The 26,571-nt window shown below is 65.7% G+C and carries 36 protein-coding genes and 2 pseudogenes; 17 read left to right on the top strand and 21 right to left on the bottom strand.

Going from position 1 to position 26,571, the window contains the following annotated elements:
* Positions 1-132: 132 nt before the first annotated feature.
* Both KBZ12_RS16225 and KBZ12_RS16220 read left to right on the top strand, forming a co-directional pair.
* On the top strand, positions 133-381 hold the full coding sequence (locus tag KBZ12_RS16225) for an AbrB/MazE/SpoVT family DNA-binding domain-containing protein (RefSeq protein WP_254959066.1): 249 nt from the start codon (positions 133-135) through the stop codon (positions 379-381).
* Positions 378-803 (top strand): type II toxin-antitoxin system VapC family toxin, encoded by a 426-nt coding sequence (locus KBZ12_RS16220; RefSeq protein ID WP_254959040.1) that lies wholly within the window; start codon positions 378-380, stop codon positions 801-803. Before KBZ12_RS16225 ends, KBZ12_RS16220 begins: the two co-directional genes overlap by 4 nt.
* Here the strand turns inward: KBZ12_RS16220 and KBZ12_RS16215 are convergent.
* The 6 genes from KBZ12_RS16215 to KBZ12_RS16190 form a co-directional block, all read right to left on the bottom strand.
* Positions 800-2,320 carry a cryptochrome/photolyase family protein gene (locus KBZ12_RS16215; RefSeq protein ID WP_254959039.1) on the bottom strand — a complete coding sequence of 507 codons (1,521 nt, stop codon included), beginning with the start codon at positions 2,318-2,320 and terminating at the stop codon, positions 800-802. The genes KBZ12_RS16220 and KBZ12_RS16215 overlap by 4 nt on opposite strands.
* The gene (locus KBZ12_RS16210; RefSeq protein ID WP_254959038.1) at positions 2,317-3,543 is read right to left on the bottom strand and encodes an FAD-binding domain-containing protein; all 1,227 of its coding nucleotides are present in this window, start codon (positions 3,541-3,543) and stop codon (positions 2,317-2,319) included. Before KBZ12_RS16210 ends, KBZ12_RS16215 begins: the two co-directional genes overlap by 4 nt.
* 182 nt (positions 3,544-3,725) lie before the next feature.
* The gene (locus tag KBZ12_RS16205) at positions 3,726-4,616 is read right to left on the bottom strand and encodes a hypothetical protein (protein WP_254959036.1); all 891 of its coding nucleotides are present in this window, start codon (positions 4,614-4,616) and stop codon (positions 3,726-3,728) included.
* Between the two features lie 11 nt (positions 4,617-4,627).
* A complete protein-coding gene (locus tag KBZ12_RS16200; protein WP_254959035.1) occupies positions 4,628-5,095 on the bottom strand; it encodes a hypothetical protein in 468 nt (155 codons plus the stop codon).
* A gap of 65 nt (positions 5,096-5,160) precedes the next feature.
* Positions 5,161-5,859, bottom strand: a complete 699-nt coding sequence (locus KBZ12_RS16195) for an HAD family phosphatase (RefSeq protein ID WP_254959034.1) — start codon at positions 5,857-5,859, stop codon at positions 5,161-5,163.
* Positions 5,860-5,995: 136 nt separating this feature from the next.
* Complete coding sequence (locus tag KBZ12_RS16190) at positions 5,996-6,202, bottom strand: hypothetical protein (protein ID WP_254959033.1); 207 nt, start codon at positions 6,200-6,202, stop codon at positions 5,996-5,998.
* 162 nt (positions 6,203-6,364) lie between these two features.
* Between KBZ12_RS16190 and KBZ12_RS16185 the strand changes: the two genes are divergently transcribed.
* The 3 genes from KBZ12_RS16185 to KBZ12_RS16175 are packed head-to-tail and all read left to right on the top strand — an operon-like array spanning position 6,365 to position 8,980.
* Entirely contained in the window at positions 6,365-7,702 is a 1,338-nt protein-coding gene (locus tag KBZ12_RS16185; protein ID WP_254959032.1) for a cation:proton antiporter, read from the top strand.
* 59 nt (positions 7,703-7,761) lie between these two features.
* Positions 7,762-7,911 carry a hypothetical protein gene (locus tag KBZ12_RS16180; protein WP_254945634.1) on the top strand — a complete coding sequence of 50 codons (150 nt, stop codon included), beginning with the start codon at positions 7,762-7,764 and terminating at the stop codon, positions 7,909-7,911.
* Between the two features lie 40 nt (positions 7,912-7,951).
* Positions 7,952-8,980 (top strand): NAD(P)-dependent alcohol dehydrogenase, encoded by a 1,029-nt coding sequence (locus tag KBZ12_RS16175; protein WP_254959030.1) that lies wholly within the window; start codon positions 7,952-7,954, stop codon positions 8,978-8,980.
* 450 nt (positions 8,981-9,430) lie between these two features.
* Here the strand turns inward: KBZ12_RS16175 and KBZ12_RS16170 are convergent, their stop codons facing one another.
* Together KBZ12_RS16170 and KBZ12_RS16165 are read right to left on the bottom strand one after the other, a co-directional pair.
* Positions 9,431-10,699, bottom strand: coding sequence for a mechanosensitive ion channel family protein (locus tag KBZ12_RS16170; protein WP_254959029.1), 1,269 nt, complete (start codon positions 10,697-10,699; stop codon positions 9,431-9,433).
* A complete protein-coding gene (locus tag KBZ12_RS16165; protein ID WP_254959028.1) occupies positions 10,696-11,955 on the bottom strand; it encodes a hypothetical protein in 1,260 nt (419 codons plus the stop codon). Before KBZ12_RS16165 ends, KBZ12_RS16170 begins: the two co-directional genes overlap by 4 nt.
* A 179-nt stretch (positions 11,956-12,134) precedes the next feature.
* Between KBZ12_RS16165 and KBZ12_RS16160 the strand changes: the two genes are divergently transcribed.
* Positions 12,135-12,860: a GAF domain-containing protein gene (locus KBZ12_RS16160; protein WP_254959026.1), complete on the top strand. Its 726-nt coding sequence runs from the start codon at positions 12,135-12,137 to the stop codon at positions 12,858-12,860.
* Positions 12,861-12,869: 9 nt separating this feature from the next.
* Here the strand turns inward: KBZ12_RS16160 and KBZ12_RS16155 are convergent, their stop codons facing one another.
* A complete protein-coding gene (locus KBZ12_RS16155; protein ID WP_254959025.1) occupies positions 12,870-14,348 on the bottom strand; it encodes a glycosyl hydrolase family 57 in 1,479 nt (492 codons plus the stop codon).
* A gap of 95 nt (positions 14,349-14,443) precedes the next feature.
* On the opposite strand from KBZ12_RS16155, the gene KBZ12_RS16150 reads away from it, so the two are divergent.
* Both KBZ12_RS16150 and KBZ12_RS16145 read left to right on the top strand, forming a co-directional pair.
* The gene (locus KBZ12_RS16150; protein WP_254959024.1) at positions 14,444-14,995 is read left to right on the top strand and encodes a rhodanese-like domain-containing protein; all 552 of its coding nucleotides are present in this window, start codon (positions 14,444-14,446) and stop codon (positions 14,993-14,995) included.
* A gap of 26 nt (positions 14,996-15,021) precedes the next feature.
* A complete protein-coding gene (locus KBZ12_RS16145; protein WP_254959023.1) occupies positions 15,022-15,282 on the top strand; it encodes a hypothetical protein in 261 nt (86 codons plus the stop codon).
* A 15-nt stretch (positions 15,283-15,297) separates the two neighbouring features.
* Here the strand turns inward: KBZ12_RS16145 and dcd are convergent, their stop codons facing one another.
* The 3 genes and pseudogenes from dcd to KBZ12_RS16130 all read right to left on the bottom strand — a co-directional run bounded on the left by dcd (position 15,298) and on the right by KBZ12_RS16130 (position 16,415).
* Positions 15,298-15,822 (bottom strand): dCTP deaminase, encoded by a 525-nt coding sequence (gene dcd, locus KBZ12_RS16140; protein WP_254959022.1) that lies wholly within the window; start codon positions 15,820-15,822, stop codon positions 15,298-15,300.
* Positions 15,823-15,856: 34 nt separating this feature from the next.
* Positions 15,857-16,111: pseudogene (locus KBZ12_RS16135) on the bottom strand (PIN domain-containing protein); the annotation flags it as partial.
* A 115-nt stretch (positions 16,112-16,226) separates the two neighbouring features.
* Complete coding sequence (locus KBZ12_RS16130; protein WP_254959021.1) at positions 16,227-16,415, bottom strand: type II toxin-antitoxin system VapB family antitoxin; 189 nt, start codon at positions 16,413-16,415, stop codon at positions 16,227-16,229.
* Positions 16,416-16,444: 29 nt separating this feature from the next.
* Here KBZ12_RS16130 and KBZ12_RS16125 point away from each other — a divergent pair, with 29 nt between their 5' ends.
* The 4 genes from KBZ12_RS16125 (at position 16,445) to KBZ12_RS18555 (ending at position 21,116) form a co-directional block, all read left to right on the top strand.
* Positions 16,445-16,759 carry a transposase gene (locus tag KBZ12_RS16125; protein WP_254959020.1) on the top strand — a complete coding sequence of 105 codons (315 nt, stop codon included), beginning with the start codon at positions 16,445-16,447 and terminating at the stop codon, positions 16,757-16,759.
* Positions 16,760-17,066: 307 nt separating this feature from the next.
* Positions 17,067-17,234 (top strand): hypothetical protein, encoded by a 168-nt coding sequence (locus tag KBZ12_RS18740; protein ID WP_396101409.1) that lies wholly within the window; start codon positions 17,067-17,069, stop codon positions 17,232-17,234.
* The gene (locus KBZ12_RS16120) at positions 17,224-20,514 is read left to right on the top strand and encodes a lectin-like protein (RefSeq protein ID WP_254959019.1); all 3,291 of its coding nucleotides are present in this window, start codon (positions 17,224-17,226) and stop codon (positions 20,512-20,514) included. Before KBZ12_RS18740 ends, KBZ12_RS16120 begins: the two co-directional genes overlap by 11 nt.
* A gap of 407 nt (positions 20,515-20,921) precedes the next feature.
* Entirely contained in the window at positions 20,922-21,116 is a 195-nt protein-coding gene (locus KBZ12_RS18555) for an HIT domain-containing protein (RefSeq protein WP_254959018.1), read from the top strand.
* Between the two features lie 78 nt (positions 21,117-21,194).
* Here the strand turns inward: KBZ12_RS18555 and KBZ12_RS16110 are convergent, their stop codons facing one another.
* Genes KBZ12_RS16110 through KBZ12_RS16100 form a run of 3 tightly spaced genes read right to left on the bottom strand, consistent with a single transcriptional unit; the run spans position 21,195 to position 22,073 of the window.
* Complete coding sequence (locus KBZ12_RS16110) at positions 21,195-21,389, bottom strand: BrnT family toxin (RefSeq protein ID WP_254959016.1); 195 nt, start codon at positions 21,387-21,389, stop codon at positions 21,195-21,197.
* A 43-nt stretch (positions 21,390-21,432) separates the two neighbouring features.
* Positions 21,433-21,816 carry a type II toxin-antitoxin system PemK/MazF family toxin gene (locus KBZ12_RS16105; protein ID WP_254959015.1) on the bottom strand — a complete coding sequence of 128 codons (384 nt, stop codon included), beginning with the start codon at positions 21,814-21,816 and terminating at the stop codon, positions 21,433-21,435.
* Complete coding sequence (locus tag KBZ12_RS16100) at positions 21,813-22,073, bottom strand: AbrB/MazE/SpoVT family DNA-binding domain-containing protein (protein ID WP_254959014.1); 261 nt, start codon at positions 22,071-22,073, stop codon at positions 21,813-21,815. Before KBZ12_RS16100 ends, KBZ12_RS16105 begins: the two co-directional genes overlap by 4 nt.
* 117 nt (positions 22,074-22,190) lie before the next feature.
* On the opposite strand from KBZ12_RS16100, the gene KBZ12_RS16095 reads away from it, so the two are divergent.
* The 4 genes from KBZ12_RS16095 to KBZ12_RS16080 all read left to right on the top strand — a co-directional run bounded on the left by KBZ12_RS16095 (position 22,191) and on the right by KBZ12_RS16080 (position 23,296).
* The gene (locus tag KBZ12_RS16095; RefSeq protein ID WP_254959013.1) at positions 22,191-22,334 is read left to right on the top strand and encodes a hypothetical protein; all 144 of its coding nucleotides are present in this window, start codon (positions 22,191-22,193) and stop codon (positions 22,332-22,334) included.
* Positions 22,331-22,678 carry a nucleotidyltransferase domain-containing protein gene (locus tag KBZ12_RS16090; RefSeq protein WP_254959011.1) on the top strand — a complete coding sequence of 116 codons (348 nt, stop codon included), beginning with the start codon at positions 22,331-22,333 and terminating at the stop codon, positions 22,676-22,678. The genes KBZ12_RS16095 and KBZ12_RS16090 overlap by 4 nt, the downstream gene beginning before the upstream one ends.
* Complete coding sequence (locus KBZ12_RS16085) at positions 22,665-22,952, top strand: HEPN domain-containing protein (RefSeq protein WP_254959010.1); 288 nt, start codon at positions 22,665-22,667, stop codon at positions 22,950-22,952. Before KBZ12_RS16090 ends, KBZ12_RS16085 begins: the two co-directional genes overlap by 14 nt.
* A 122-nt stretch (positions 22,953-23,074) precedes the next feature.
* Positions 23,075-23,296: a hypothetical protein gene (locus tag KBZ12_RS16080; RefSeq protein ID WP_254959009.1), complete on the top strand. Its 222-nt coding sequence runs from the start codon at positions 23,075-23,077 to the stop codon at positions 23,294-23,296.
* A 170-nt stretch (positions 23,297-23,466) separates the two neighbouring features.
* On the opposite strand, the gene KBZ12_RS16075 is transcribed toward KBZ12_RS16080, so the two are convergent.
* From KBZ12_RS16075 to KBZ12_RS16050, 6 genes and pseudogenes are all read right to left on the bottom strand, one after another.
* The gene (locus tag KBZ12_RS16075) at positions 23,467-23,808 is read right to left on the bottom strand and encodes a DUF86 domain-containing protein (protein WP_254959008.1); all 342 of its coding nucleotides are present in this window, start codon (positions 23,806-23,808) and stop codon (positions 23,467-23,469) included.
* Entirely contained in the window at positions 23,805-24,119 is a 315-nt protein-coding gene (locus tag KBZ12_RS16070; protein WP_254959007.1) for a nucleotidyltransferase family protein, read from the bottom strand. The genes KBZ12_RS16075 and KBZ12_RS16070 overlap by 4 nt, the downstream gene beginning before the upstream one ends.
* 619 nt (positions 24,120-24,738) lie before the next feature.
* A complete protein-coding gene (gene brnA / locus KBZ12_RS16065) occupies positions 24,739-24,969 on the bottom strand; it encodes a type II toxin-antitoxin system BrnA family antitoxin (RefSeq protein WP_254951842.1) in 231 nt (76 codons plus the stop codon).
* Positions 24,956-25,123 (bottom strand): annotated as a pseudogene (locus tag KBZ12_RS16060) (BrnT family toxin); the annotation flags it as partial. The gene brnA and the pseudogene KBZ12_RS16060, both read right to left, overlap by 14 nt.
* Before the next feature lie 338 nt (positions 25,124-25,461).
* Complete coding sequence (locus tag KBZ12_RS16055; RefSeq protein WP_254959006.1) at positions 25,462-25,731, bottom strand: hypothetical protein; 270 nt, start codon at positions 25,729-25,731, stop codon at positions 25,462-25,464.
* A complete protein-coding gene (locus tag KBZ12_RS16050; RefSeq protein ID WP_254959005.1) occupies positions 25,728-26,009 on the bottom strand; it encodes a toxin in 282 nt (93 codons plus the stop codon). Before KBZ12_RS16050 ends, KBZ12_RS16055 begins: the two co-directional genes overlap by 4 nt.
* A 165-nt stretch (positions 26,010-26,174) precedes the next feature.
* Here KBZ12_RS16050 and KBZ12_RS16045 point away from each other — a divergent pair, with 165 nt between their 5' ends.
* Positions 26,175-26,444: a hypothetical protein gene (locus tag KBZ12_RS16045; protein ID WP_254959004.1), complete on the top strand. Its 270-nt coding sequence runs from the start codon at positions 26,175-26,177 to the stop codon at positions 26,442-26,444.
* Positions 26,445-26,571: the final 127 nt, after the last annotated feature.

Below are 26,571 nucleotides of genomic sequence, written 5' to 3'. Positions count from 1 at the left end.
GCGGCTGGGCGGCAGCGGCAGCAGCGGAGGCGGTCACGGGCAGGGGGTGGCTCAGGGCGAGACCATGCTCGCCGATCAGCGCGGATCGATTTATCCTTACCAGGTAAGACTCACCTTCAGGAGGCGGTGACGATGCCAGCTGGAGAGGCCGCCACCAGCTCGATCACCAGCAAGGGACAGGTCACCATCCCCAAGGCGTTGCGTCAGCAACTCGGCCTGGCCCGGGGCGGTCGCGTCAGCTTCCAGCTGGTGGGCGATCACATCGAGGTGCGCTCCTGCAAGCCGGAGCAACCACTGCCGGCCAGTGGCTTCGGCCTGCTCAGGAGCCCTCGCCCTCCGGTGCCGGTGGATTTCGACCCGGCCAGCCTGCTGGCGCCGTGATCGGCCTCGACACCAACGTGCTGGCCCGCTACTTCGTCGCAGAAGACGGGGCCGATGCCGCCACCGAACGCCAGCGCCAGGCGGCCCGGGTCCTGATCGAGTCGGGGCAACCCCTGTTCCTGCCCAAGACCGTGGCCCTGGAGCTGGAGTGGGTGCTGCGGGGGTACTACGGCTTCGCGGCCGAGCAGGTGCTGCTGGTGTTCGACCACCTGCTGGCCCACCCCGGCCTAAGCGCGGAAGATCGCCCAGCCCTGGAGCAGGCCGTCGCCGGGCTGCGCGCCGGGCTCGACTTCGCCGATGCCCTGCATCACGCCAGCTGCCGTGGCTGCGACACGCTCGCCTCCTTCGACGACCGCGGCTTTGTCCAGCGCATCCGCCACCTCAACCTGGCGCCTCGTGCCTTCGTTCCCAAGGCCCCTTAACGGGTGGCGCGGGCCAGGAACCCCTCGGCAGCCACCTCCAGAGCCACGCGCCGCTGGGGATCCATCTTCTCCAGCATCCGTACCATCATCGAGAGGCGAGGGTTGGCCTGGAAGAAGGCGCGGTGGCGGTCGATGAAGCGCCAGTAGAGGCCGTCCCAGATCTCGCACCAGGGGCCCTTTTTGTAGTCGCCCATCTTGAGGATGTAATTGGAGCCGCCGATGTAGGGCTTAGTGGCGAACAGGCCGCCATCGCTCATCTGGCCCATGCCGTGGACGTTCGGGCCCATCACCCATTCGTAGGAATCCAGGTAGCGCTCCATGAACCAGCGGTGCACCTCGCCGGGGTGGATCTCACACAGCAGCATCAGGTTGCTGATCACCATCAGCCGCTCGATGTGGTGGTTGTAGCCCAGGCGATTCACCCGCTCGATCGCCGCATCCAGGGGCGGCAGGCCGCTGCTGCCGTCGTCCCAGCAGGGGGCCAGGCGGCGCTGGTGGTTCCAGAAGTTGGCGCTGGCCTGGCGCTCGCCGTGCACCCGGTCGATGCCGCGCACGAACTCGCGCCAGCCGATCACCTGGCGCAGGAACCCCTCCAGCGAGGCGATCGGCACCGGCTGGCCCCGCTCCTGCCGCGCCGCCGCGTGGGCCAGGGTGGCCGCGACCACCGCCGCAGGGGTGAGCAGGCCGATGTTGAGCAGGGGCGACAGCAGGGAGTGGTGCAGGGTGACGTGCTGCCGGCTGAGGGCGTCCTCAAACGGCCCGAAGCCATCGAGGCGCTCGGCCAGGAACCGCTGCAGCCAGGCCGTTGCCCCGGCCTGATCGAAGGGGATCCAAAGGGGCCCCAGCGCGCCGGGGTGATCGGCGAAATGGCGGGCGATCAGGGCCCGCACCGCCGGCTCGTGGGGGCTGGCCGGTACCGCCGGCAGGGTGGGCTCCACGTAACCCTTCGGCAGCTTGCGGCGGTTCTCCACATCGAAGCTCCAGCGGCCACCGGTGGGGGAGCCGTCGGGCTCGACCAGCAGGCCGAGGCGACGCCGCTGGCGCTCGTAGAAGGTCTTCATGAACGGCCGGCGACGGCCCTCGAACCAGCTGCGGCTCTCGGCCACCGATTCCAGGAACGCCGGCGAAGGCAGCACGCTGAGCCGCACGCCCTGGTCGGCGCAGAAGCGCTGCAGCCGGGCCTCGAAGTTGCGGTCGGCCACCTCGGCCACCCGGAGCTCGCAGCCCCCGGGCTCCGGCGCGCCCTCCAGCTCGGCCGCCAGGCGCTGCCAGAACGGCATCTCCTGGGAGGCTGGCAGCTCGCAATAACGCACCGCCACGCCTCGCTCCAGCAGCGCCTCGCGGAAGCTGCGCATCGCCACGAAGGTGTGCAGCAGCCGCAGGCGGTGGTACCGCCAGGTGGAGGCCACGGCCAGGTCCTCGACCATCAGCACCCGCTGGCCGGGGGCGAGCTGCAGCGGCGAGGGACTGAGCCAGTCGGGGTGGAGCTGGTCGCCCAGGATCAGGGTGAGGGTCACGGGGTTCGACTCCAGAGCTGGCGGTGGTTCTGCTGGGGGTCGTAGAGGCCCACCTGGCGCTCCAGATCGAAGCGGCGGGGGCTGCCGCCGAAGCTGCGCGGGTCGGAGCCGACACCGGCCAGGTAGGCCCAGTTGCCCGTGTTCAGGGCCGGGTGGGCATCGATCAGGGCCCACTCGAAGAAGCGGGCGCCCCAGGTCCAGGGCAGCCGCAGCTCGTTGACGAAGTGGGAGGCCACCCACTGGCGGCCCCGGTTGGAGAGGTAGCCGGTGGCCAGCAGTTCGCTGAGCTGGGCATCGATCAGGGGATGGCCGGAATCGCCGCGGGTCCAGCGCACGAAGCGTTCCCGGTCTTCCACCCAGTCGGGTGTGCGGTTCTGGAGGCCGCCGGGGGCATGGAAGGCGTCGCCGTGGTGCTGCTCCGACCAGAGGAAGAACTCGCGCCAGAGCAGCTCCTGCTGCATCCACACCGAGCCCTCGTCGGCGCCGTGGAGCTCCTGATACCGCAACACCTCCTGCCAGATCCGCCGCACCGACAGGGAGCCCACCCCCAGGAAGGGGGAGAACTTGGCGGAGAACTCCGTCCCCGCCAGGCCGTTGCGGGTGGCCTTGTAGTCGCGCAGCCCGCTGGAGCCGAACAGGTAGTGCTGCAGCCGGGCCAGGGCCGTGGGTTCATCGCCGGGGAAAGGGAAGGCGCTGCGGGGATCTCCCCCGGCGCCAGCGGACGCAGGCGGGGCGGCGGGCGGCGCCAGCCAGGGGCGGGGGAGGTCGTCCCAGGCGTCCCCCAGGCCGGCGAGATCCGGTGGGGGCAGGGGCGGTTCCGGGTCGCGTTCCAGGCCGCGCCGGAACGGGCTGAACACCTTGGGGAAACGCTCGGCCGCCACCGGCCAGGTGCCGAACAGGCGGCTTTCGCTGGCGTGCAGCACCGCCGTGGGCTGCACCAGGGGGCCGAGCGCGGCGAGGGCGGCCGCCGTGGTGTGCCAGGGGTGGTGGAGCAGGGGAACGCCCTGGGCCGCCAGGCGGGTGTGGAGTGAGGCGAGGGCCTGGGCCTCCAGGCGTCGCTGGTGGGGGCCCCTCAGCCGCTGGGATGGCGGCCGGCAGGCCAGCACCAGCAGACGCGCACCAGGGTTTCGCCGGGCCAGGTCGACGGCCCGGTGCAGGGCGGGCTGGTCATCGAGGCGCAGCTGGCCCTCCAGGGCCAGGGCGATGGTGGGGCCGCCCGCCATGGTGCGTCGCCGGGGGGGGGCCAGCCTGGCAGGGGCGGGGCGACCACCGCGAGGCTCGGCTCCATGACGGATTGCAGCGGGCCAGGCCGGAGCGATTGCGCGTCTTAAGGATTGCTCTAGATTTCTGCCGATGAGGGAAACGCCCATGCACCGATCCATCGGACTGCTGACCGCCACCGGCCTCACCGGCCTGGCCCTGGTGAGCCTGACCATGACCTTCCTGGGCTGAGCTGGGCGGCCGCAGGCAGGTAGCCCGTTCGGCGCAGGAAGGCCCGCAGCGCGGCGGGAAAGTCGGCGTAGCGCTTCTCCGGTTGCCGGCACTCCCCCTTGTCGTTGTAGCCGGCCTCGCAGGAGGTCAGCCCCCAGTCGGAGCGGCGGTCGTAGAGGCCCAGCATCCGCCGCCAGCCGCTGTCGAACTCCCCCACCAGCGCCTTGGTGGCCACCCAGGCGGCCAGGAAACCATTGGCCTCCGTGCGTTGGTCAGCCGGCTGCTGGAACCAGCTCTCCATCTCCTGCAAGCGGCGCCGGTGCAGGGGCAACACCGCCGGCTGGTGGCTGATGTCGCGGAAGCGAGGGCCGTTCAGCTGCCAGATCTGGCTGGGGGCGCTGCTGCCGGCGTAGCTGGCGAACTGGTAGAGGAAGCGGTTGTCCACGTCCACCAGCAGGTAGCGGCCGTTGCCCAGCGGATCGCTGACGCCACTGGGTCCGCCGTTCACCGGATCGCGGCGCACCTCGAACCAGCGGCGGCCGTCGGGGCTGCTGGTGAGCACCCGGGTGTCGTTGCAGCAGTGGGCGTCTCCGGTGAACGAGGAGAGCAGCACCTCCGGGTAGGGATTGGACGGATCCATCTCCACCACCTGCAGCACCGAATCGATCGTGCCGGGGCCGATCCGCAGGGCCCCCATCAGCTGGCCCACCACCTGCCCCACCACCCGGACGGTGGCGACGGGTTGCACCTCATCCAGGCCATCGGGCTTCGGCTGGCGCCGGTTCTCCAGCACGGCCACCACGGGGCCGTTGGTGATCACCGGGCCGGGTGCCGGGGAGAGGGCCAGCAGCAGGGGCAGCAGCATCGCAGTGGGGCCTACTGGCAGCCCTGCACCGAGATCCGGTAGCTGAAGCCCAGGGCACCGGGGTCGCTGCTGGCGCCCACCTTGAAGTTCATCTGGCTGGCCTGCTTGCCCGGAATGGCGGGGAAGGGGCCGAACATCCGCCCGGTGCCGATCGGCGGGTTCATGACGTCGTTGATCACCTGCAGATTGCTGCCATCGCTGAACTTCATGAAGCCAGTCACCGGGTACTTGGCGTTGGCGTCGGAGGAGTTGGCCGTGAAGAAGAACTTGAAGCTGCTGTAGGGCTGGTTGACGATGAAATCGGTGTTCCAGTTCTCCTTGCCGATCAGCTTGGCGGCCCCGACCCGCTTGGAGACGATCGGGGTGGTGCCATCGCCACCGATCGGTTGCAGGAAAGTGCAGCGCTGCTGGGCCTGGGCGGCGGAGCCGGCACCGAGGGCGAGCGAGGCGGTGAGCAGGGAAACGGCCAGGGCTTTCATGGCGTCGGATCGACTGGTTTCGACCCTAGAGCGCAGTGGGGATCGGGGCCATCAAGGTTCGCCAGTCACTGGTCGAACGAAAAGATCCGCCTCCAGTCGTTCTTCATGCTGATCACGATCCAGCCCTGCCGTGCGGCCTCGGCATAGAGGCCCTGGGTGAACGGCCCCACCTTGGTGTTCGGCAACCCCAGGGCCGGCCCGTAGGCATACTCGCGGCGGGCGTCATCGTGCAGCACCAGCATCGACAGTCGCGGCCCGTCGCCGGAGCTGGTGTACTCCAGCATCTGCCGGTCGCCGGTGGAATTGCCGAAGGCGGCGGTGGGCCGCCGGCCGATCATCAGCTGGATGCCTTCCGGCTTGCCGGCGTCGTTGTCGTTGAGCAGCAGCCGGGGCTCCTTGGTCAGGAAGGGCCGGCCCTGGCTGTCGTAGCCGTAACGGGTGGCGCCGCCGGTGACGATGTAGGTCTTGTAGCCGTTGGCACGCAGATAGCGGAGCAGCTCCTGCATCGGCCGGTAGGTGAGTTCGGTGTAGGGGCGCTGCCAGCGGGGGTGGCGGGCCGTGGCCAGCCACTGGCGCACATCGGCCCGGAAGGTTTCCAGGGGCATGCCGCTGAGGGCGGTGGCGGCCAGCCGCTCCAGTTCCGCCCGGGTGGTCGCCGCCCCGGGCACCCGTTCGCGGATGAAGCGCACCTGCGGGTACACCGGCTGCTCCACCCAGAGGGTGCCGTCCTGGTCGAAGGTGGCGATGCGCTCGGCGGGCGGCACGAAGCGGGGGCTGGCCGGGTCCGTGGTCTGGCGGACGAAGCCGAGGATGCCGTCCCGGGCCGCCCCCGGGTTCCAGGACGGCAGCGGATCGGCCGGGCGGGCGGCGGCGGCGGAACAGGGTCACGGGGCGTCGGGCTCAGAACTTGCGCAGTTCGCGGCGGATCTTGAGCGGATCGCCGGAGTGCTGCTGATTGAAGAGCAGCATCGGCACCCCGGCCAGCAGCAGACCCACCGCCACGACCACACCCCAGGAGATCGCCGGCCGGCTCTCCGGCGGACCCTCGCCGGGCCGGAGCCGGCCCTGCCGGCTGGGCTGCCGGGCTGTTCGCCTGAACCTGGCCATTGCTGCAGGCTCCGGGCCCGGCTGGCCCCCCAGTCTGCTGGGGCCGACACCCGCCGTTCGCCGTAAGCGCGGATCCTGATCCGCTGATCCCGATCCGCTGATTCCTGGCCCGGTCTCCGGCAAGGGGTGAAAGGATTTCGCCATCCTCACGGCCGGCCCGCCATGGACATGTCCTCCCTGCTGCTCGCGACCGGGGGCCATCAGATCGAAGCGGCCGAGACCCTGATCGAGGTGGGCCGCTTCATCGTGATCCTGTTCGCCGCCAGGGCCCTGGCGGAACTGATGGTGCGTTTTCGCCTGCCAGCGATCCTCGGGGAGCTGGTGGCGGGGGTACTGATCGGCGTCTCGGGGCTGCACCTGATCCTGGCCCCGGAGCTGGGCGGCCAGCTGAATGCCTTCGCCGAGGGCACGATCGCGGCCCTGGCCCACGTGGGCCCCGACCAGGTGCAGGAGATCTACGACCACAACTTCACCAACCTGCAGGCGGTGGCGAAGATCGGTCTGCTGGCCCTGCTGTTCCTCACCGGCCTGGAGAGCGAACTGGATGAACTGATGGCGGTGGGGGGCCAGGCGATCACGGTGGCGCTCACCGGAGTGGTGCTGCCCTTTGCCCTGGGCACCTTCGGCCTGCAGTTCCTGTTCGGCGTGCCATTGCTGCCGGCGATCTTCGCCGGGGCCGCCATGACCGCCACCAGCATCGGCATCACCGCCAGCGTGCTGGGGGAGCTGAAGTTCCTGCGCACCCGGGAGGGGCAGACGGTGATCGGCGCCGCCGTCCTCGATGACATCCTCGGCATCGTCATCCTGGCCGTGGTGGTGGCCCTGGCGGGCGGCGAAGGCTTCAGCCTCGGTCCGATCCTGAAGCTGATCGCCGCGGCCGCGGTGTTCGTGGTGGTGGCGCTGTTCCTCAGCCGCACCGCCGCCCCCCCCTTCGACTGGCTGCTCGATCGCCTCAAGGCCCCGGGCGAGGTGGTGGTGGCGGCCTTCCTGGTGCTGTCGCTGGCCTGCTTCGCCGCCCAGGCCTTCGGCCTGGAGGCGGCCCTGGGGGCCTTCGCCGGTGGCCTGATCCTCAGCGCCTCCCGGCACCGGCACGCGATCGAGGAGGCGGTGAAGCCGCTGGTGGCCCTGTTCGCCACGGTCTTTTTCGTGCTGATCGGCAGCGGCATGGACCTCTCGGTGCTCAACCCCTTCGATGCGGCCAATCACGAGGGTCTGGTGATGGCGGGCTTCCTGCTGGCGGCCGCCGTGGTCAGCAAGGTGGCGGCCGGCTGGAGCTACCTCAGCAGAGGGCCTACCAACCGGCTGGCGGTGGGGCTGGGGATGATGCCCCGCGGCGAGGTGGGCCTGATCTTTCTGGGGCTGGGCACCCAGACCGGGGTACTGGGGCCGTCGCTGGAGGCGGCAATCCTGCTGATGGTGATGGGCACCACCTTCCTGGCACCGGTGCTGCTGCGGCTGGTTCTGGCCGATGCCGGCGAGGCCGCCGAGGCGATCGGGTGAGGGAGCCGGCGCGGCCCTGGCCTGGCCATGGGACAGTGGCAGCAGCTTGTTCCATACCCGTGCCGAACGACAGCGGTTCCTCCAGGTCAGTGATCGTGGGCCTGGTGGCCGTGATCGGCTCACTCGGTGGCCTGGCCCTGCTGGTCTGGATCACGGTGGTCATGCTCGACCTCAAGCACCTGAACACCTCCGGCTTCACGTTGCCCTGAGCGCGGACCCGAACACCAGCCTTTGCCGGCCCCCCCATCGATGACCACGCCCATCAAAGCCCTCGCCGCTTTCGGCGCCAAACAACCCCTTCAAGCCTTCGAATACACCCCCGGTCCGCTCGGCAGCGAACAGGTTGAAATCGCCGTCGAGAGCTGCGGCATCTGCCACAGCGATCTCTCCATGCTCGACAACGACTGGGGCATGACCACCTATCCCTTCGTTCCCGGCCACGAAGTCATCGGGCGCGTCGTCGCCCTCGGGGAACACACCAAGCGTCTGGCCATCGGCGACCGCGTTGGGCTCGGCTGGTTTTCCGGCAGTTGCGGCGCCTGCGCGTCATGCCTCTCCGGCAACCAGAACCTCTGCCTCAAGGCCGAAGCCACCATCGTCGGACGTCACGGCGGCTTCGCCACCCGCGTACGGGCCGACTGGACCTGGGTTCTTCCTTTGCCCGAAGGTCTGGATGCCAGCAAGGCCGGCCCCCTGCTCTGCGGCGGCATCACCGTCTTCAACCCCTTGGTGGAGCTCGGCATCAAACCCACCGACAGTGTCGCCGTGATCGGCATCGGTGGCCTCGGCCACATGGCCCTCAAGTTTCTGCGCGCCTGGGGATGCGACGTCACCGCCTTCACCACCAGCGACTCCAAACGCGAGGAAGCCCTCCAACTCGGCGCCCATCGCACCTTGAACTCCCGCAACCCGGAAGACCTGGCCGGGGCGGCGAACAGTTTCGACTTCATCCTCAACACCACCAACGCCAATCTCGACTGGAACACCTACATCGCGGCGCTCAAACCCAAGGGCCGGCTGCACACCGTGGGAGCCGTTCCCGAACCGATGGCCATGGGCGCCTTTCCGTTGATTCTCGGCCAGAAAAGCCTCTCCGGTTCCCCCCTCGGCAGCCCGGCGACAACCGATCAGATGCTTCACTTCAGCTGCCGCCACGGCATCGCGCCCACCACCGAAATCTTCCCCATGTCGAAGGTCAATGACGCCTTCGACCATCTCCGCGCCGGCAAAGCCCGTTACCGCATCGTGCTGATCAACGACCTGGACGAAGGCCCGTGATCAACAGTGGATCGGCGATGGGGTGCCTTCGCTAGCTGGAGAAGCGGTGGCAGCTGGCGCGGTGATCGTCCGGATCTCCCGGTTGCTCGGGCCTGGTGATCGCGGCCACAAGGCTGGGGTCCATCTCGCTGGCGGCTCAGTTCGGGAGTGGCCCCTTGGGGACGGCTTGCGGGCAACCAGACCACGCGGCACCTCTCCTGGCGAACCGGCGAGACCCTGCGGCCGCTGCCGTACACGAGGCGCTGCGGCTCAAGGCGGCGATTGGGGTCGCCATCGCCGAACAGGATCGAGAACACGGCGCTGAGGAAGCCCAGGGCGGCCGGATCGGCGCCCTCGCCGGGCAGGTCCCAGAGCAGGCTCCAGAGCTGCTGCGGCGTGGCGATCGAGTTCGGCCCAGCTGATGGTGTGGCTGAGATCCTGCAGCGCCGCTGGCAGCCGCGACCGGTGGGCTCAATCCTGATGGGGAGCTGGCGCGGCTGGCGTCGGCCCGTCCGAATCGTTGGGCGGATGGATCACCCGCTGGGGGAAGGGGATCTCGATCCCGTTGGCCGAGAAGGCGTGCCAGATCGCCTGACTGACGGCGCTCTTAATGGAGAGGTTTCCGAGCGGGTCATCAATCCAGTAGCGCAGGGAATAGTCGATCGAGGACTCGCCGTACCCCACCAGAAACGCCCGCGGAGCGGGGTCGAGCCGCACCCCGGCCGTGGCGCGGGCCACCTCCTCCAGAAGCGCGATCACAACCACCGGGTCGTGGCGGTAGGCGGCGCCGATCTCCACCGCGCTGCGCCGCAGGCTGTCGCTGCCGGTGTAGGTGGTGGTGGTGGCCGTGAAGAAGGTCTGGTTGGGGATCAACAGTTCGGCGTTGTCGCGGTTGCGCCACAGCACCGCCGCCCGCAGGCCCAGGCTGCGCACCTCGCAGGGATCGCCATCGATGAACAGCACCGATCCCGGCCGCACCGACCCCTCGAACAACAGCCACAGGCCGCTGATGAAGTTCGAGAACACCTCCTTGACGCCGAAGCCGATGCCCACCGAAAGCCCCCCGGCGATCGCCGCGATGGCACTGGTGTTGAGGCCCACCCGGTGCATCAGCCACAGCACCCCGACGGCGACCAGCAGGTAGCGCAGCACCAGGGTGCCGGCGGCGCGGGTGCCATGGGAGAAGTGAAACAGCCGCTGCAGGAGGTGCCCCAGCCAGACCAGGGGAATGGCGGAAAACGCCACCAGGAAGTAGGGAATGGTGAGCAGCAGGAACAGGTTGCTGGTGGTGAGCGGCGAACCGAACAGGGGGAACAGGGGAATCTCGGCCACATCGCGCAGGGAGGCCAGCTGGTTCACCAGCGAGCCCGCCACGAGCAGCACGAACAGGGGCTGGATGATCCGGCTGTAGAGCAGCTGGATCTGCTTGGCGGGACAGCGCGTCAGCAGCAGCAGCCGGATCACGGCCAGCAGCACCCAGGCTCCCCACACCTGGGCGAAATAGGTCGCCAGGTCGCCCGGATAGCCCAGCCGCTCGATCACCAGCCCGTTGAGGCGCAGCACGCACCACAGAGCCAGCGCAGCGAGCACCGACACGCGATACCGGCGGGCCTTCAGCCGGGGCCGCAGCCACAGGGCGTAGGCCAGGGCGAAGCCGGCGGTGGTGAGGCACTGCACCAACACCACCGGGCGGCTGAGGAACCCCAGCCAGCCGACGATCTCGTAGAGCAGTTGGTTCATGGGATCGGGGCCAGCAGCTGGGCAATGGCCGGCTCAGGCGGCAGCTCCCCCTGCACCACCTTCTTGAGCACCGATTCGAGCCGATCGCCCCGAGCGATGGACGCGTCGGGATCGCGAAACTCAAACATGCGGGAACGGTCGAGGCTGAAGGCGAGCGCGGCCATCAGGGCCGAGCTGCGGGTGGGGATCATCACATTGGGATTCACCGGCAGGTTGCCCGGCACCGCCACCATCAGCTGCTTCTGCGTCACCTCGTTGAGCGAGAAGGCCACGAACCGCTCGGCCAGAAGCCTCTGCCGCGCACTCGAATGGCGCCCGAAGCTCCAGACCAGCAGCCGGGTGACCGGCATGGCCGGGGTGTCGGCCCCGCCCGGCAACACCGACACCCCCAGGTTCGGACCCATCCGTTGCCGCAGGCTGTCGATCCAGAGGCTGCTGCAGCTGATCCAGTCGCGCTCGCCCCGCTCCAGTTGCTGGACCAGCTCAAAGGGGTCGTCGGAGAAGGACACGTTCTGCTGCAGGCTGGCGTCGTAGATCCAGCCGATCCAGCGCTCCAGCGCCCGGTGGTCGGCGGCCGACAGGGTGGCGCCCTCCCCCGCCGGTGGTCCATTGAGCAGCTGGGCCACGGCGGGGCCGGCCCCCTGGGCCGTGGTGGTCCAGAACAGTTCGCCGACGGTGATGGGCAGGCCCACCCGCAGACCCTTGGCACTCAGGGCCAGCAGCGCGTCGACGCTGCCGGGCGGTTGCCTGAGGCGGCGGCGGTCGAAACAGGCCACCTGCGGTTGGGCCAGGAACGGCACCGCGAACGCCTTGGAGCCCATGCGAAAACTGTTCTGAAAGCGCGGTTCGAGCCGATTGCGGGCGACTGGATCCAGGCCCACGTCGCTGGTCAGCCCCTGCTGATGCAGCTGCAGGGCGGTGATCACGCGACTCACGATCAGGTCCGGGCCCAGGCCACGGCCGTCACGAAACCGGGTGGCCGCGACGAGCTCCCCCGCTGGGAAGTGCCTGATGTGCACAGCCACGCCGGGATTGAGGGATTGAAACCTCTCGATCAGGGTCCTGCTGATGTTGCGGTTGTCCCCCAGTTCGGAGGTGCTGCCGTCTTTGGTGCTGGTTTCGACGGAGATGTAGAGGTTGTCGGGGCCGACGGCGATGCCGCCACAGCCGCCGCAGGCAAGCATCAGCGCCAGGGCAGCCAGCAGCCTCAGGCCCTTGACCGGGGCAAGGGGTAAGGGGGCAAGGCCGAAGCCCATGGATCTCGTTGGCGTGGTCCTGTCCTGGGCCAAGGCTCGCACGCGCGGCGCTGGCCAGGGGCCGGTGGAGGGGAGCGTCTCGGCAGTGGGAGCGTCCCCGGACGGGATGAGGAGATGTGAACCGCCGTCCGGACCATCACGGGACCCTGCGAACGTTTGATCAGGTGATCAGGCTGCCCATGCCCGCGAACGTGGCTCCCCGCGAGGCGGCACGCCTGGAGGCCCTGAAGGACTACCGCATCCTCGATACCGACGCCGAGCAGTCGTACGACGACATCACTTTTCTGGCCGCCCAGCTGTGCGAGGTGCCCATCGCCCTGATCAGCCTGGTGGATGCCGATCGTCAGTGGTTCAAATCCAAGGTCGGCCTGGAGGTGAGCGAAACGAGCCGGGATGTGTCCTTCTGTGCCCACGCCATCCTCGGCGACCGGACCCTGGTGGTGAAGGATGCCCGGGAGGATGAACGCTTCCGCGACAACGCCCTGGTCTGCAGCGACCCCAACATCGTCTTTTACGCGGGGGTGCCGCTGTGCACCCCGTCGGGCGCCCGGATCGGCTCGCTCTGCGTCATCGATCGACGGCCCCGGGAACTCAGCGCCCTGCAGATCCGATCTCTGGAGACCCTGGCCCATCAGGTGGTGATGCAGCTGGAACTGAAACGTGTCTCTGATCAGCTCGCCGGCGCCTTGCAGCGCCTCGATGTGATGGAGCAGCTGATCCCGATCTGCTCCTACTGCAAGGGCATCCGCAACGATCAGGGCTACTGGGGGACGGTTGAGGCCTTCATCAAGAGCCACGACAACGTGGAGTTCTCCCATGGCGTCTGCAATGCCTGCATGGCCAAATACTTCCCGGAAGTGGAGCCCTTCGCGGAAGGGTTGTCAGAAGAGAACGATCAGAACTGATCGGGGCGGTCAGGGGGTCACCATCGCCGCTTCACCACGCCGGTGGATCTCGCTGGCGTAACCGGTCCAGGTGCCCTGGCCCCAATAGCGGAAGCAGCTGGTTTCCAGCAGCAGCAGGTGGAGCAAGGCCCGTTGATAGCGGGGGGTCCGGGTCACGCCAGGATCCTCGGCCACCAGGGGGTCGAACAGCTGGTGGAAGCGGGCGCTGAGCTGGTTCATCGGCTCCAGCACATTGGCGTAGCCCTCCACCCAGCTGAGGTCATTGGTCCAGGAGGCGCCAGCCATTGAGAAGGCTGGATCGCTGGCCTGGAGCTGGGCGATAGCCGACGCCGTGGCTTCAGGAGTGGCCTCCGGGGTGGCCGATGCGGTGGGTGCGCCGCCCAGCTGTTGCCAGAGCCTGTGCTGCTGCACCGCCTGAATCCTGGGGAAGTCGCCGGCGGACACACCGGCGGCCTCCAGCAGCTCCAGATATTCCGTGCCGTTGATCGCCACCGTGGCCTGCTCACCGTCCCGGGAGGCGATGGCGTGATGGGCCTGGAGGAAGGCGGAGGGGAACTCATTCATCATCACGCCGCCGTTCTCACCATCGGCAATCTGCGACACCAGCGAGGGAACCGTCGTGGCCCCGAGCACCTGGCGGCCAAGCCCCAGGGCCTCGTAGCAGGGCTGCATCTGGCCCACCAGCTTGGTGTCGGAGCCCTGGGTCTTGATCAGCACCGTGATCGACACCTCGGCGCCGCTGGAGTTGCGCGCCACGAGTTGGTTGGGAAGGTATTTCTGCTCCTGAGACAGGCTGCTGCCATCCAGGGTTTCAACGCTGTGCTCCTGCACCAGCAGCCAGCGGTAGCCGCACTCTTTCAGGGCCTTGATGAATTCAAACAGCGTGTCGGGATGGTTGGGCAGGTGCATCTCCGGTGGCGAAAAGCCCTTCACCCGCGCCAGGGCGTCCCGCCCGAACAGGGCGGCAAACTGGTGCTGCCAGGCCAGCATCTGCAGCTTCAGATCGGGGATCGGGGTGGAGGGGGCCACGGCGTGGCTCCAGAAGGTGCCGAGCCACTCCACATGGGGCTGAAGAGCGGGATCGCAAGCGAGCCGCTTCAGCGCCTCAAGCACATCGAGCCGGCCCATCTGCTCCAGGCCCCAGAGCAGGTTGCCGGAATAATCCAGCATGATCCGGGGGTTGCAGCCCTCGCCAATCAGCTGGGGAAGCAGGTCGACCAGGCGCCGGTAGCACTGGGCAAAGGGTTCGGCGTTGTGGTTGTCGCCCTCTCCCTGGTGCTCGAACATGTACTGCAGATGGGAAATGAGCTCGCCCTGCGCCCCGGCCGGAATCGTGGGCTGGTGCATGTGGAGTGCGCAGGCGAACCCGGATCGGATCTGTGCCAGATCCAGGTTGGTGCGGGGCAGAGCCACCGGGCCGGGCTGCTGCACCAGGGCGAGGATCTCCGCTTCATCGCCGGCGATCGGCGGCAGGGCTGGGTCGGTCATGGCTGGGGTGGGGGGTGCCCGCGCGCTGGGCAGGTCGTGCAGGGGCAGTCTGGGTGCCAAGCGCAGACGTTGCCGGTGCCAGGAGAAGCCACGCCATGACATCCCCGGGCCTGCGCTGGCTTGGGCTGGCGCTCCACCGGATCGCGGTGGGCCGCGGTGCGCCGGCCGCGGGCGCCACGGACAGCGAGCTTTCGGCCGAGGTGGGGCGCCGCTACGGGCGCATGAAGCTCCTGCTGTTTCGCGGCCAGCCGGAGATCTCCGTGGCCGAGTGGCTGGCGCGACCCCAAGGGAGGCCGGCGGTACTGGTCGATGTGCGCGAGCCGCATGAGCGGCGTGTCTCAATGCTGCCGGGGGCCATCACGAAGCAGGACTTCGAGCGCAACAGCGCCCGCTACCGCTCCTGGCTCGTGGTTCCCTACTGCACCATCGGCCTGCGCAGCGGGATCTACACCCGGGAGCTCCGGAGCCGGGGCTTCGAGGTGCGCAACCTGGCAGGAAGCGCCCTGGCCTGGGCCCATGCCGGTCTGCCGTTCGAAGCTGGAGGCAAGGCCACCCGCCAGGTGCACGTCTTCAACGCCGATTGGAACCTGCTGCCCCGCGGTTACGAGCCCGTCGTCTCAAAGGCGCTGCCGGCAAGCGACTCCTAGGGTCTGGACACGTGGGGAGCCGCCAGATGCCGAAACCACCCCTCGCCCTGGCCGCCGGTCTTCTGGCCCTGCCGTTGCTGATCCCTGGGCCGGCCCTGGCCCAGAAGCGGATCCCCAAACTTCCGGGTTACGACCAGTGCCCGCTTGGGTATGTCAACGACCTCAAGCAGCACTGCAACTCGCCCATCGACTACGAGGTGAGGCCCACCAACGGCAAGCCCTGCCTCTCGGGCTGGATGAACATCGGGGCCGGCTACTGCAAGAAGAAAACCCTGGGGATTTTCTGAGGACCCAGGAGGGTCTCAGAAGGAGTCTGCCGTCTGGCCAGCGAAGCTGCCGGCATAGCTCTCGCTGCCCAGCAGCTTCTGGAACACGAACTGGCAGATCGCCGTGCCGGGATGCACCGCCAGGGGAGCGGGGCCGAAGTTGCTCATCTCCAGCACCTGCTGGCTGTCGATCCCTGGGCCCATGAAGGGGGCGCTGATGTGCACCATCAGGCCCAGCCGCGCGAAGCGGCTGCGACCCTCCAGCCAGCCGCACAGACCTGGGCCCAGGCGCAGCCGCTCCTGGGTGATACCGAGCACCGTCTCGCCCGGCATGATCAGGATGTGCTCGCCCTCGGGAACCACGATCTTCTCGGTGAGCGTCCGGTAGTCGGTGTGCTCGCGCACCTCGATCACCTCGTGCACCTTGCGGAAGACGCGAAAGGTGCAGGCCAGGGTGAGGTCGAGGGAGGCGGGGCCCAGTCGGTCGGGAACGAAGGGCGTGACCCCGATCGTGCCCGCTTCGATCGCCTGCAGGATCGCCTCTCTGCCGAGAACGGCCATGACTGTCCCTGGGGGTCGGGGGTTGTGGATTGTCTCAGGCGGGCGGCCGGAAGTCCTTGTCGGTTGTCAGCAGCGTCAGGTCGTAGCGCTGGCAGTGTGGAATGACCAGGGCGTCGATGGTGCCGATCTGGATCCCTCGGCGGCGGCAGACATTGCGGATTTCGGCTGCTGCCCTGTGGTCCTGCTTGTCGGGTTGAAGGAAAGCGAGGGCGGAAAGGCGCTCCACGAGCTGGTCTCGGTTTTTGGGACTAGCAAACCCCTGGAGGACCTCCTGGAGCACCAATCCGGTGGTGAAGACCCTTCAGCACCCTGAAGAGCAGCACGGAGGGCGCCCACCTCAGGCGCGCCGGGCTGGCCATCACGGCGAAAGGCCAGCGACCAGACCGAGGTCTCGACCAGCAGACTCACCGCTGCCGGTCCCGTTCGGCCTTGACGTCGTAACCGGGGTCCCAATCGAGCTTGCCGAAGAGGTCGGCAACCTGGCGCTGCTCACGGCGGGCGATGAATTCCTGAAGGGCACGGGTCACCGCGGCCTTCTTGGTGGGCTCACCACGCACACGGAAGGCGTGATCGAGCGCGAGATTCGTGGCCATGTGTGACCTCCTTATGAGGTGCCTAAACATTGGCTCCTTCCGCCTGGCTGAGTGGGCAAGCAAAGGCATGGCACCAGGAATTCCTGGGGTTCCTGCGCCAGATCGAGAAGCCCCTCCCCGAAGATCTGGAGGTACACCTGATCGTTGACAACGACCGCACGCACAAGCACGACAAGGTCCCTACCTGGTTGGCCCAGCGGCCCCGCTTCTACGTGCTCTCCACACGCACTTACGCCTCCTGGCTCAATCAGGTGGAGCGCTGGTTTGGTCGGACCACCCAGAGGGGCGGCTTCTCCAGTGTCCAGGAGCGGATCGCCAACATCGTGCTGTTCGTGGCGGCTTAAACCAAGACCAAAGCCCAGCTCAACTAGTGGGCATCACTATTCTAAACTCTGGGGAAGCTTCAACTCCTTTGGCTTAGGCAAACTTAATGCGAACCAAGCCTGCAGGCATTAGTGGCGCAGATTGTATCCATCGACACATTCACTGCACCCAATGTGCTGTAAAATATCATTGTAGCGAATCTATCAAAAAAATGTCCGGCTTTGATGTTTTTTTGGCGATATTTTCACTATCGGCAGCGTCAGTGTTGGTGGCAGTAACTCTGGGGTAGTTGACCATCCTTTAGACCGCGATTGGTTCAGCATCGAATTGAATGCTGGAGTATCATATCGGTTCAATCTCGACGGCATCGGCCTGGGTGATCCTACTCTCTTCCTGCGCGATGGCATTGGTGCTGAATTAGCTTTCAATGATGATACTACTTTTATTATTTTAAATTCAGAAATTGTTTTTACTGCGACCACAAGTGGCACTTAACTTTCTTGATGCGGGCCCATTTGGTGTTAGCCCTTCTAACATTGGAAGCTACAACCTTTCATCAACAATTTTAAGTTTAAGTTTCGCAGGAACTAACGGCAACGATATCTTTGGCGGCGGAGAATTTAATGACTTCTTCTTCGGCAGCCGTGGTAACGACTTCTATGACGGTGCCGGCGGCATCGACACCATCGACTACTCCAGCCTCGGTCAGCGGGTAACGCTGAAGTCGCAGGGCGTGATCGAGAAGGCCGGCGGCTTCGGCACCGACACCATCGCCGGCGTGGAACGCATCATCGGCGCCCTCGGCAAGTCCAACGTCATCGACGGCACGGTCGCCGGCCCGCAGACCACCAGCTTCAACATCAACCTGGCCACCAACAACCTCACGGTCAACGGCATCCCCGGCATCGGCAGTGCCAGCTTCTTCATCGAAAACTTCACCGATGTGCGCGGCACCAGTAACAGCGACATCGTCGTAGGCGACGGCGCCCGCAATGGTTTCTTCGGCACAGATGGCTCTGACAGCTACGACGGCCTCGGCGGCTTCGACACCATCGACTACGGCGCGCTCGGAACCGCGGTCACCCTGAAGTCGCAGGGGATCATCGAGAAGGGTCCGTTCGGCACCGACACCATCGCCGGCATGGAGCGCATCATCGGCGCCGCCGGCCAGATCAACCTGATCGACGGCTTCACCGGCGGCCCGCAGCCCACCTCCTTCGAGATCGACCTCGACGGCGGCCTCCTGCTGGTGAAGAACATTCCATTCATCGGCGACCAAGCCTTCTTCATCAAGAACTTCGTCAACGTACGCGGTACCAGCAACGACGACTTCATCACCGGCAGTTCCGTCCCCGGCATCCAGGGGGACAACACCTTCTTCGGCAGCAGTGGTAATGACAGCTATGACGGTGCCGGCGGCATCGACACCATCGACTATTCCAGCCTCGGTGAGCGGTTGACGCTGAAGTCGCAGGGGGTGATCGAGAAGCAGTCCGGAACCGACACCATTGCCGGGGTGGAACGCATCATCGGCTCGCTCGGCCTGGACAACTTCATCGACGGCACGGTCGCCGGCCCGCAGGCCACCAGTTTCAACATCAACCTGGCCACCAACAACCTCACGGTCAACGGCATCCCCGGCATCGGCAGTACCAGCTTCTTCATCCAGAACTTCACCAATGTGCGCGGCACCAGTAACAGTGACACCGTCGTCGGCGATGACAACTTCAGCTTCTTCTTCGGCAGCGCCGGCAATGACAGTTACGACGGGGCCTCCGGATCAGACACTGCCGATTACAGCAGCCTGGGTGGTCCGGTTACCCTCGGTGCTTTCGGGGTGCTCAACAAAGGCGCTCTCGGCACGGACAGCTTGGTGAGTATTGAAACCATTATCGGCAGCTCAGGATCTGACGACACCGTCGATCTCAGCGGTGCCCTTTCTGCTGGTGGTTTCACCGTAACCGATACAAACACCAACCTGACCACAGGATTGGTAACGGTCAATGGCAGCCCTGCCCCTTTGCCACTGAGCGTCACGGTGCAGGGTTTTGAGGATGTAATCGGCAGCAATTTTGCTGACATCATCACTGGCAACACGGCTGATAACATCCTTAATGGAGGTTCCGGCGATGATGTGCTTAATGGAAGTTTCGGCAATGACGTACTTAATGGAGGTTCCGACAATGATGTGCTTAATGGAAGTTTCGGCAATGATGTGCTTAATGGAGGTTCCGGCAATGATGTGCTGGACGGCGGTAGTTTCGATGGCCCGGTCTTCAGCTTCAACAACAATCTTTATATCCTCAGCGAAGCTGATAGCTGGACCACTGCCCAGGCCCAAGCCCAGGCCCTGGGTGGCAATCTTGTTGCCATCAACGACGCCGCCGAAAATCAGTTTCTCCTCGATAGCTTCGGTGGCAGCGGCGAATCGTTTTGGATTGGCTTCGCGGATGCCGCAAGCGAAGGCACTTTCACTTGGGTGAATGGTGACCCCGTCACTTACACCAACTGGGCCGCCGGCGAACCAAACAATCTTGGCGATGAGGATTACGGCCAATTCAATTTCAGCGGTGTGGGCGACTGGAACGACCTCCCTAACTTCGTCTTCCTGCGTGGCATCATCGAATTAAACGACAACGACATCATCCTTGGTAGCAGCGGTAACGACCTGATCAATGGCGGCATCGGATCAGACACCATCGACTACTCCACCCTCGGTCAGCGGGTGACGCTGAAGTCGCAGGGCGTGATCGAGAAGGCCGGCGGCCTCGGCACCGACACCATTGCCGGGGTGGAACGCATCATCGGCACGCTCGGCCAGTCCAACGTCATCGACGGCACGGTCGCCGGCCCGCAGGCCACCAGCTTCAACATCAACCTGGCCACCAACAACCTCACGGTCAACGGCATCCCCGGCATCGGCAGTGCCAGCTTCTTCGTTCAGAACTTCACCGACGTGCTCGGCACCATTAACAGCGACACCGTCGTTGGTGACGCCCTGGCCAACAGCTTCACAGGCGGCGGCGGCAACGACACCCTCAACACGGGTGCCGGCAACGACACCCTCAGCGGTGGTGCCGGCAATGACACCCTGATCGGCGGTGCCGGCAATGACAGCTATAGCTTCGATACCGATCTGGCCCTGGGCAACGACACGCTCAATGAGGCCGGCGGTGGGGTCGACACGCTGAACTTCAGCGCCACCACCGCCCTCTCGGTCACCGTGAATTTGGGCCTGGCCACCAACCAGGTGGTCAACACCACCAACCGCATCACGTTGGGCTCGGTCTCAACATTTGAAAACGTGATCGGCGGTAGCCTCGCCGATACCCTGACCGGCAACAACCTGGCCAACAGCTTCAAAGGCGGCGGCGGCAACGACACCCTCAACACGGGTGCCGGCAACGACACCCTCAGCGGTGGTGCCGGCAATGACATACTGATTGGTGGTACCGGCGCAGATCGTTTCCGCTTCGATGCTCCCCTGAACGCCGCCACCAACCGCGATATAGTCAGCGATTTTTCCATCGCCCAGGGGGATAGGTTCGAGCTGGAGAATTCCGTGTTCACCGCTCTCACCACCACCGGCACCCTCGCTGCGAACGCGTTCTTCATCGGTGCTGCCGCAACTACAGCAACTCAGCGAATTCTGTACAACAGTGCCGCCGGTAGCCTGCTTTATGATCGAGATGGCATTGGAGGCTTCGGATCCATTGCTTTCGCTACTATCACCAGTGGCCTGGCGCTCACCAATGCATCCTTTACCATCACCTGAGCAACAACAACTGACCGTCCGTCAGACCATCCACCAGCGCAAGCATGGCTGGCAGATAGCTACTGGTAGATAGCTAGTTGCCAGGTCTTCGCGTTCCACCACGGTCGGGCGGGCGGTTATCTCCAGTGAGCTGAGAGTTCGTAGATGGCCGCTACGGCATGGCGTAGACGTTGACTGCTTTGGTACCTATTTCATCTAAGACGTGGTGATGCCAGCCCCGCCAGCAGCAGATGCCGCCCCACCGCTCCGGCTGCCCATGCCCCCGTTCCGGGCCACGTGGCTGGGGCGGGCATGGGGCATGGTTGGATGCACTGCTGGTCCTCCCTGAGAGAACCGGAGCGAGTGAGTTCAGACCCGCTGCTTCCGCTGCAATACCGACAAGCGATGGGAGGCGCGAGGCGGGCTGTGTGTTCTGCGCGCTAGAGGCTAGCGGCCGGGTGCTGCTGGAGAACAAACTGGAGCTGTGCATCGCCGATGCCGATCCGGTGACGCCTGGGCACAGCCTGGTGATCCCGCGGCGGCATGGGGCCGATGGGTTGGCGTTGCACCAGCCGGAATGGAACGCGGCGGTGGAGCTGAATCATTCGATACAGGGGTGTTGAGATGAGCTGGCGGGAAACTCATGCCATCGGAAAATGACGTCGGATTGAACTTCAAGCATCCGATTAACCATTTCAGGGTCACGTCACACGGATCGCAGTAATGGTGCAGGCCGGAACCTCCAGGAGCTCCGAATCGTTCAAGAGCTGCTGGGCAGCAAGGAAGTCGATGCCGTGTTTGGCAAAGCTGGAGGCTCTCCTGGCCAGATCGAAGGCGAACTCCCCACGGTGCTGATTCAGTTCCTTTTCGTCTCCTTTCGAAACCTTCAAAGCCACACGGTCTCGCCCACCCCCATGGGTTCAACTGAAGGCCACTGGCTCAGACCACCAACCCCAGAATCTGCCCCACAATCGCCATCACCTCCTCCAGTTGCGAGTCGTTCAATCGCCCGACCGGATGCGGGCGAGCGCCCCTGGCGCGCCAGTCGAACGATTTGAGTTGCTGGCACAGCACGTAGCTGTGGGTACCCGGCCGATCGGGGATGGGGCCCAGGTCCACAGCAAGGGTGGAGCCACGGTTGTAAGGAGCTGTGGTCATGGCGCAGCCCACCACCAGGCCCACGGTGGTGTGGAAGGAAGCGGTGGAAAGCACCGCAAAGGGATGGTGATCCCTCCTCTCGCGGCCTGCCTGGGGGTTGTGGTCGATCCCGATCACGTCGCCGCGATCGGGCACCCAGCCTTGGACGGCAGGGCGGGGACTCACTCGATGACCTCAGCACCAACCGGACGGAAGGCCATGGCCTCGGTGGGTTCGCCAGCCATGGGCTGGTAGGCCTCAAGCCGTTCGGCCAGGGAAAGGCGTCGCTGCACCGGCCGGATCATCACGCCTCCCTCCACAACGGAGACTTCCACGGCCTGATCCACCTGAAGCTGAGCCTCACGGGCAATGGAGGCGGGCAAACGGATGCCGAGGCTGTTACCCCAACGGCGCAGGGCCTGGCGGGAAGGGGTGGCAGCCATGGGACTCAGGCGTATAAACGAAAGGATAGACGCGCCAGAAGGGATTCCAGCAAGATCGATGGCCTGACGGGCCGCCCAAAACAAACCCTGGCCTGGAGCCCGGCCCCGGCGCAGGACGTGGCCCGCCGGATCCAGGGAAGCGGATGGTGGGCCGGGTTCACCTTCAACGGCATCACTCCCTACGGCAACGGCGCCTACAGCCTGATCGGCGGCGATGAGCTGAGCGACGCCGAGCGCGGGAAATCAGAATGCAGGGCATGAACACCCCGCTTGCGCTGCCGATCAATGCCCGCCTGCAGGCGATGGCGGCGGTGATCCATGGCGTGATTCCTGGCTCGGAGGTTCGTCTGTTCGGCTCCAGGGCCCGGGGCACCGCTGGCCCTGATTCGGACATCGATCTGCTGATCACGGCCCCGGATAACTGGCTGGAGGGACGCAACCGCTTCGAGGTGCTCAATCAGCTATGGGCGCTGCTGGCGCGAGCGGATATGTCACTGGATCTGCTGCTGTACTCCGAGCGGGAGTGCGAGGAACGCCGCCAGTGGCGCATTCACGTGATCGGCAGGGCGTTCCGGGAGGGGCGATTGCTGGATGGCGCTCTCTGAGCCGGAAGGTCTGCTGAAGATCGCCATCGCCGATCTGGAGACCGCCGAGGCCTCCAGCGATCCAGTTGTGTTCCGGGAGGGTGCCTGGGGCTTCTGGTTGCAGCAGGCGGTGGAGAAGGCGCTCAAAGCCTGGTACTTACAGCTCGGTGGTGACCCGCCTCTCACCCATGACCTGCGCCGACTGCTGTTGCTGCTGGAGGCCGAGGGAGTAGCCGCGGCCCGACCTGGAGGCGCTCGCTCAACTCACCGTCTACGCCGTGCAGTTCCGCTATGACGCCGATCCCGCTCCCCTGGGGCTGGATCGGGAGGCCTTCAATCTCCAAGTGAAGCAGCTCGTGACTCGGTTGGAGGCGTTGGTCGTGCCGGGTTCCGAAGCTGAGGCCTGAGGGCTCTTCCATGCCCCCGCCCCCCTCCACCGCCTACGAGCGCCTGCGCGAGACCATCGCCAAGCGCATGCGCATGAGCCCCATCGACCAACCGCTCATGCGCATGGAACTGCTCGGCCGCCGCAGCCCGACCCCCGCACACGACGTGGCCCGCCGGATCCTGGAAGCGCAAGGTGGGCCGGGTTCACCTTCAACGGCATCACTCCCTACGGCAACGGCGCCTACAGCCTGATCGGCGGCGACGAACTGAGCGACGCCGTTACCTGGCCAAAGGCCAGCATGGCTCAGCCACTACGTGACGCGCTGCTGCAGCTATGCCGCGAGCGGCAGGATCACCTGCTCTTCGTGATCCAGGGGGCTCATGGTGGGACTCCTGGGCAGTAGGCGATGCTGGCTTCGCGCTCAATCGTTCCTATGCCGCTCAATCAGCGAGTGAACGGTGAGACCAAGGGGAGGGAGATCACGCGCCACGGTTTCCCAGACCTGCTCCAGATTCACACGCAAGTAATCATGAATCAGGACATCTCGCATGCCGGCGATGGACTTCCAAGGAGTGGACGGTTCGGACTCGCGAAGATCCGCCGACAGATTCTTCACGGCTTCGCCGACCACGATCAAGTTACGGATCACTCCATCCTGCACAAGCGTGGAAGCAAGAAAGGCTGAGCGGCCTTCTATGGAGTAGAGAGTGATGCGCTCAAGAGCTTCGGCAATGCTGGTGAGGTAAAGGAGATCCTTGCTCACAAAGCCTTTGCCTGCGCAATGATCTGATCGCGGATCAAAGGATGCAACTGCGCAGCTTCCGCCAGATCCACCTGGCAATTCAAGAGAGCTTCCAGTTCCTGCCGAAGAGCGATCACCTCCAGCAGGGAACAGCCCCGTTCCAGATCCACCAGCAGGTCAAGGTCGCTGCCGGGCCGATCCTGGCCACGGGCCACCGAGCCATAGATCCGCAGGTTGCGGGCCCCATGGCGGTGAGCCACGGCCAGCACTTGCTCACGGGCGCCCTGGAGCCGCTGGGAGAGGGAGGTTTCCTGGGTCGAAGGGGCAGCCATGGCTCCATTCTGGACTGCATCCCCGTCGAGGGCGATGGGAACGACACCCCTCGCCGACCTGCTGCAGTTGCCTGGGGCCGCGGGGTGGCATAGGGGCTGAGGCGGCACAGCCACACCCGGAGCCGGGTTGGCTGCATCCGCATCACGCCCAAACCAGAAGGGATCCCAGCAGGAGCTCCTGCCTGACGGGCCGCCCAAAACCAACCCTGGCCCGGTCGCCCGGCAGCCGCCAGCATCACTCCATGGCCACCGGCCCCTCTGCTGCCTTCCTTGGCCTGCGCGCGTTCATCCAGACCGCAGCGATGGAGTGCCCGCTACCGGGCGAAGCCAGTGGCCGTCAGAATGGAGTCATGACTGCCACCACAGCCTCCAAACCGATCGAGCCGAGGCTGGCGGGCATGGTTGCCGGCATTCGCCAGCTGATTCCCGCTGCCGATGTACGTCTGTACTCCTGCGGAGAAGCCTGCGGCTACGGGTCGAGGGTCCGAGGAGATGGCCTCCGATGTGGACCTGCTGATCACCGTGCCTGATGCCTGGCTGGCGCAACGCGACCGCTTTGCGCTGCTCGATCCTTTTGGGTGCGGCCTCATCCTTCTGGATAGAAGTCATAGCTCGGGGTTCAAGCAGACGTCCGCTGCTCCAGCCGCTCCGCCAACCACACCTTGATGATCGACTGACGCGTGACGCCGAGGCGGCTGGCTTCGCGATCGAGCTGATCGATCATCCACACAGGGATGTCAACGTTGACGCGTTTCTGCTCCAGCCGACGGCGACGGGCACCGCCGAGGTCGAGGGCCTCAAGCACGGACTCGCCGGCATCGAAACGTTGATCGAAATCAGAACTGTTCATAGAGCTCCACCTCTTCTGGTCTGGACCGCCGAACGGAAATCAATCGGATGCTCTGGTCGCGGTAAGTGATCACGGCTGACCAGTGCTTGAGGCCAATCCTGCCGATCACCAGGAATCTTGGCTCCCCGGTGGTGCGGGCCGGAAGCTCCAGGAGCTCCGAATCGTTTCAGAGCTGCTGGGCAGCAAGGAAGTCGATGCCGTGCTTGGCAAGGCTGGAGGCACTCTTGTGCGGATCGAACACGAACTCCATACGGGGCTGATTCTATACCTTTTCGGCTCTCTTGGGCATCTCTGAAGCAGAAAGCCCCCGTCCTCGGGACAGGCTGTTGAATCCCGGTTCTCTCCCTTCTGCCTGCCGTCCACCCTCAAAACAACGGGCCCTTGTCCACGCCACCGACGAGAGCACGGGTCGGGGACTGGGGCGGCACAGCCACACCCTGAGCCGGGTTGGCGGCAGCCGCATCACGCCCAAAACCACGAAGCTCCACACGCTCAGGGGCGATCGAGAAGCCTGCCGCACACGTACTTGTGAAGGACACTGCTGATCAGGGTCTGGTAGGGAATGCCCTCCTGCAGGGCACGGGCACGCAAGGCGCCCAGATCCTCACTGGTGAGGCGAATGTTGATGCGCTGATCCTTGCTGGCCGTTGACCTTGCGGAGGCTTCCAGGCGGGAGCGCTCGGCAGCCGTAGCCACCGAACGGAGCGTGCCCGCTTCGAAGGCTTCCAGGATCTCCTGCTCTTCGTGATCAAGGGGGTTCATGGTGCGTCTCCTGGGCGGTAGGCGAGGGTGGCTTTGCGGCTGGGAATGATGGTTTTGAGAAAGAAGTGATCGTCGGCCCCGATAGAAGGCACTAAATGGGCATAGCCGGAGATCAGAACGACAAGAATGCGCTGGCCTGGGTAGCGGGCCTGGTTCGGATGCTCAACGATGTCGAGCAGATCACCGGATTCGATAGCGACCACCACGGCCTCGAAGGAAACGCCTCGTTGAAGCTGAAGGACCTCGTTCTTGCCTGCGCTCCAGCGAAAGGGCTTCATGGCAACACCCTAAGGCCCTGTGTGCCTTTTGTCATCAGTCTTGGGTGGGGGGCTGGGGCGGCACAGCCAGAAGGGATCCCAGCAGGGGCGATGGCCTGACGGGCCGCTCAGAGCCAGACCTGGCCATGGCGCCCGGCAACCGCCAGCCCGGCCCCGGCGCAGGACGTGGCCCGCCGAATCCTGGGAAGCGCATGGTGGGCCGGGTTCACCTTCAACGGCATCACCGCCTATGGCGATGGCCACGACAGCCTGATCGGCGGCGACGCGTTGAGCGATGGCGAGCGCGACGTGCTGGTGGAGCTCTGCCGCCAGCGCCTCGATGCCTTCCGCGAGCAGCGCGGCGAGGAGGTGTTTGCCCACCGCAGCCGCCACCGCACCCCAATCAGCGGCTCAGTGAAGTACCAGGTGCTCACACGCGCCCGGGGCCGCTGCTAGTTGTTCGGCGACGATTAGGTAGGCGGGTCCGCGCAACTACATAGGCGGGTCTCAAGACGCGACAACAGGGTTCCGATTCCGGTCTGGAGCCCTGCGATGCCCGCCCCTCTGTCGTTGCGGATCAAGG

It is taken from the genome of Cyanobium sp. Cruz CV13-4-11 (genome assembly GCF_024346055.1).
In the GTDB taxonomy this organism is placed as follows: Bacteria; Cyanobacteriota; Cyanobacteriia; order PCC-6307; family Cyanobiaceae; genus Cyanobium.
Note: the sequence above shows the minus strand (reverse complement) of the source record. Positions and strands in the feature narration are given on the sequence as shown.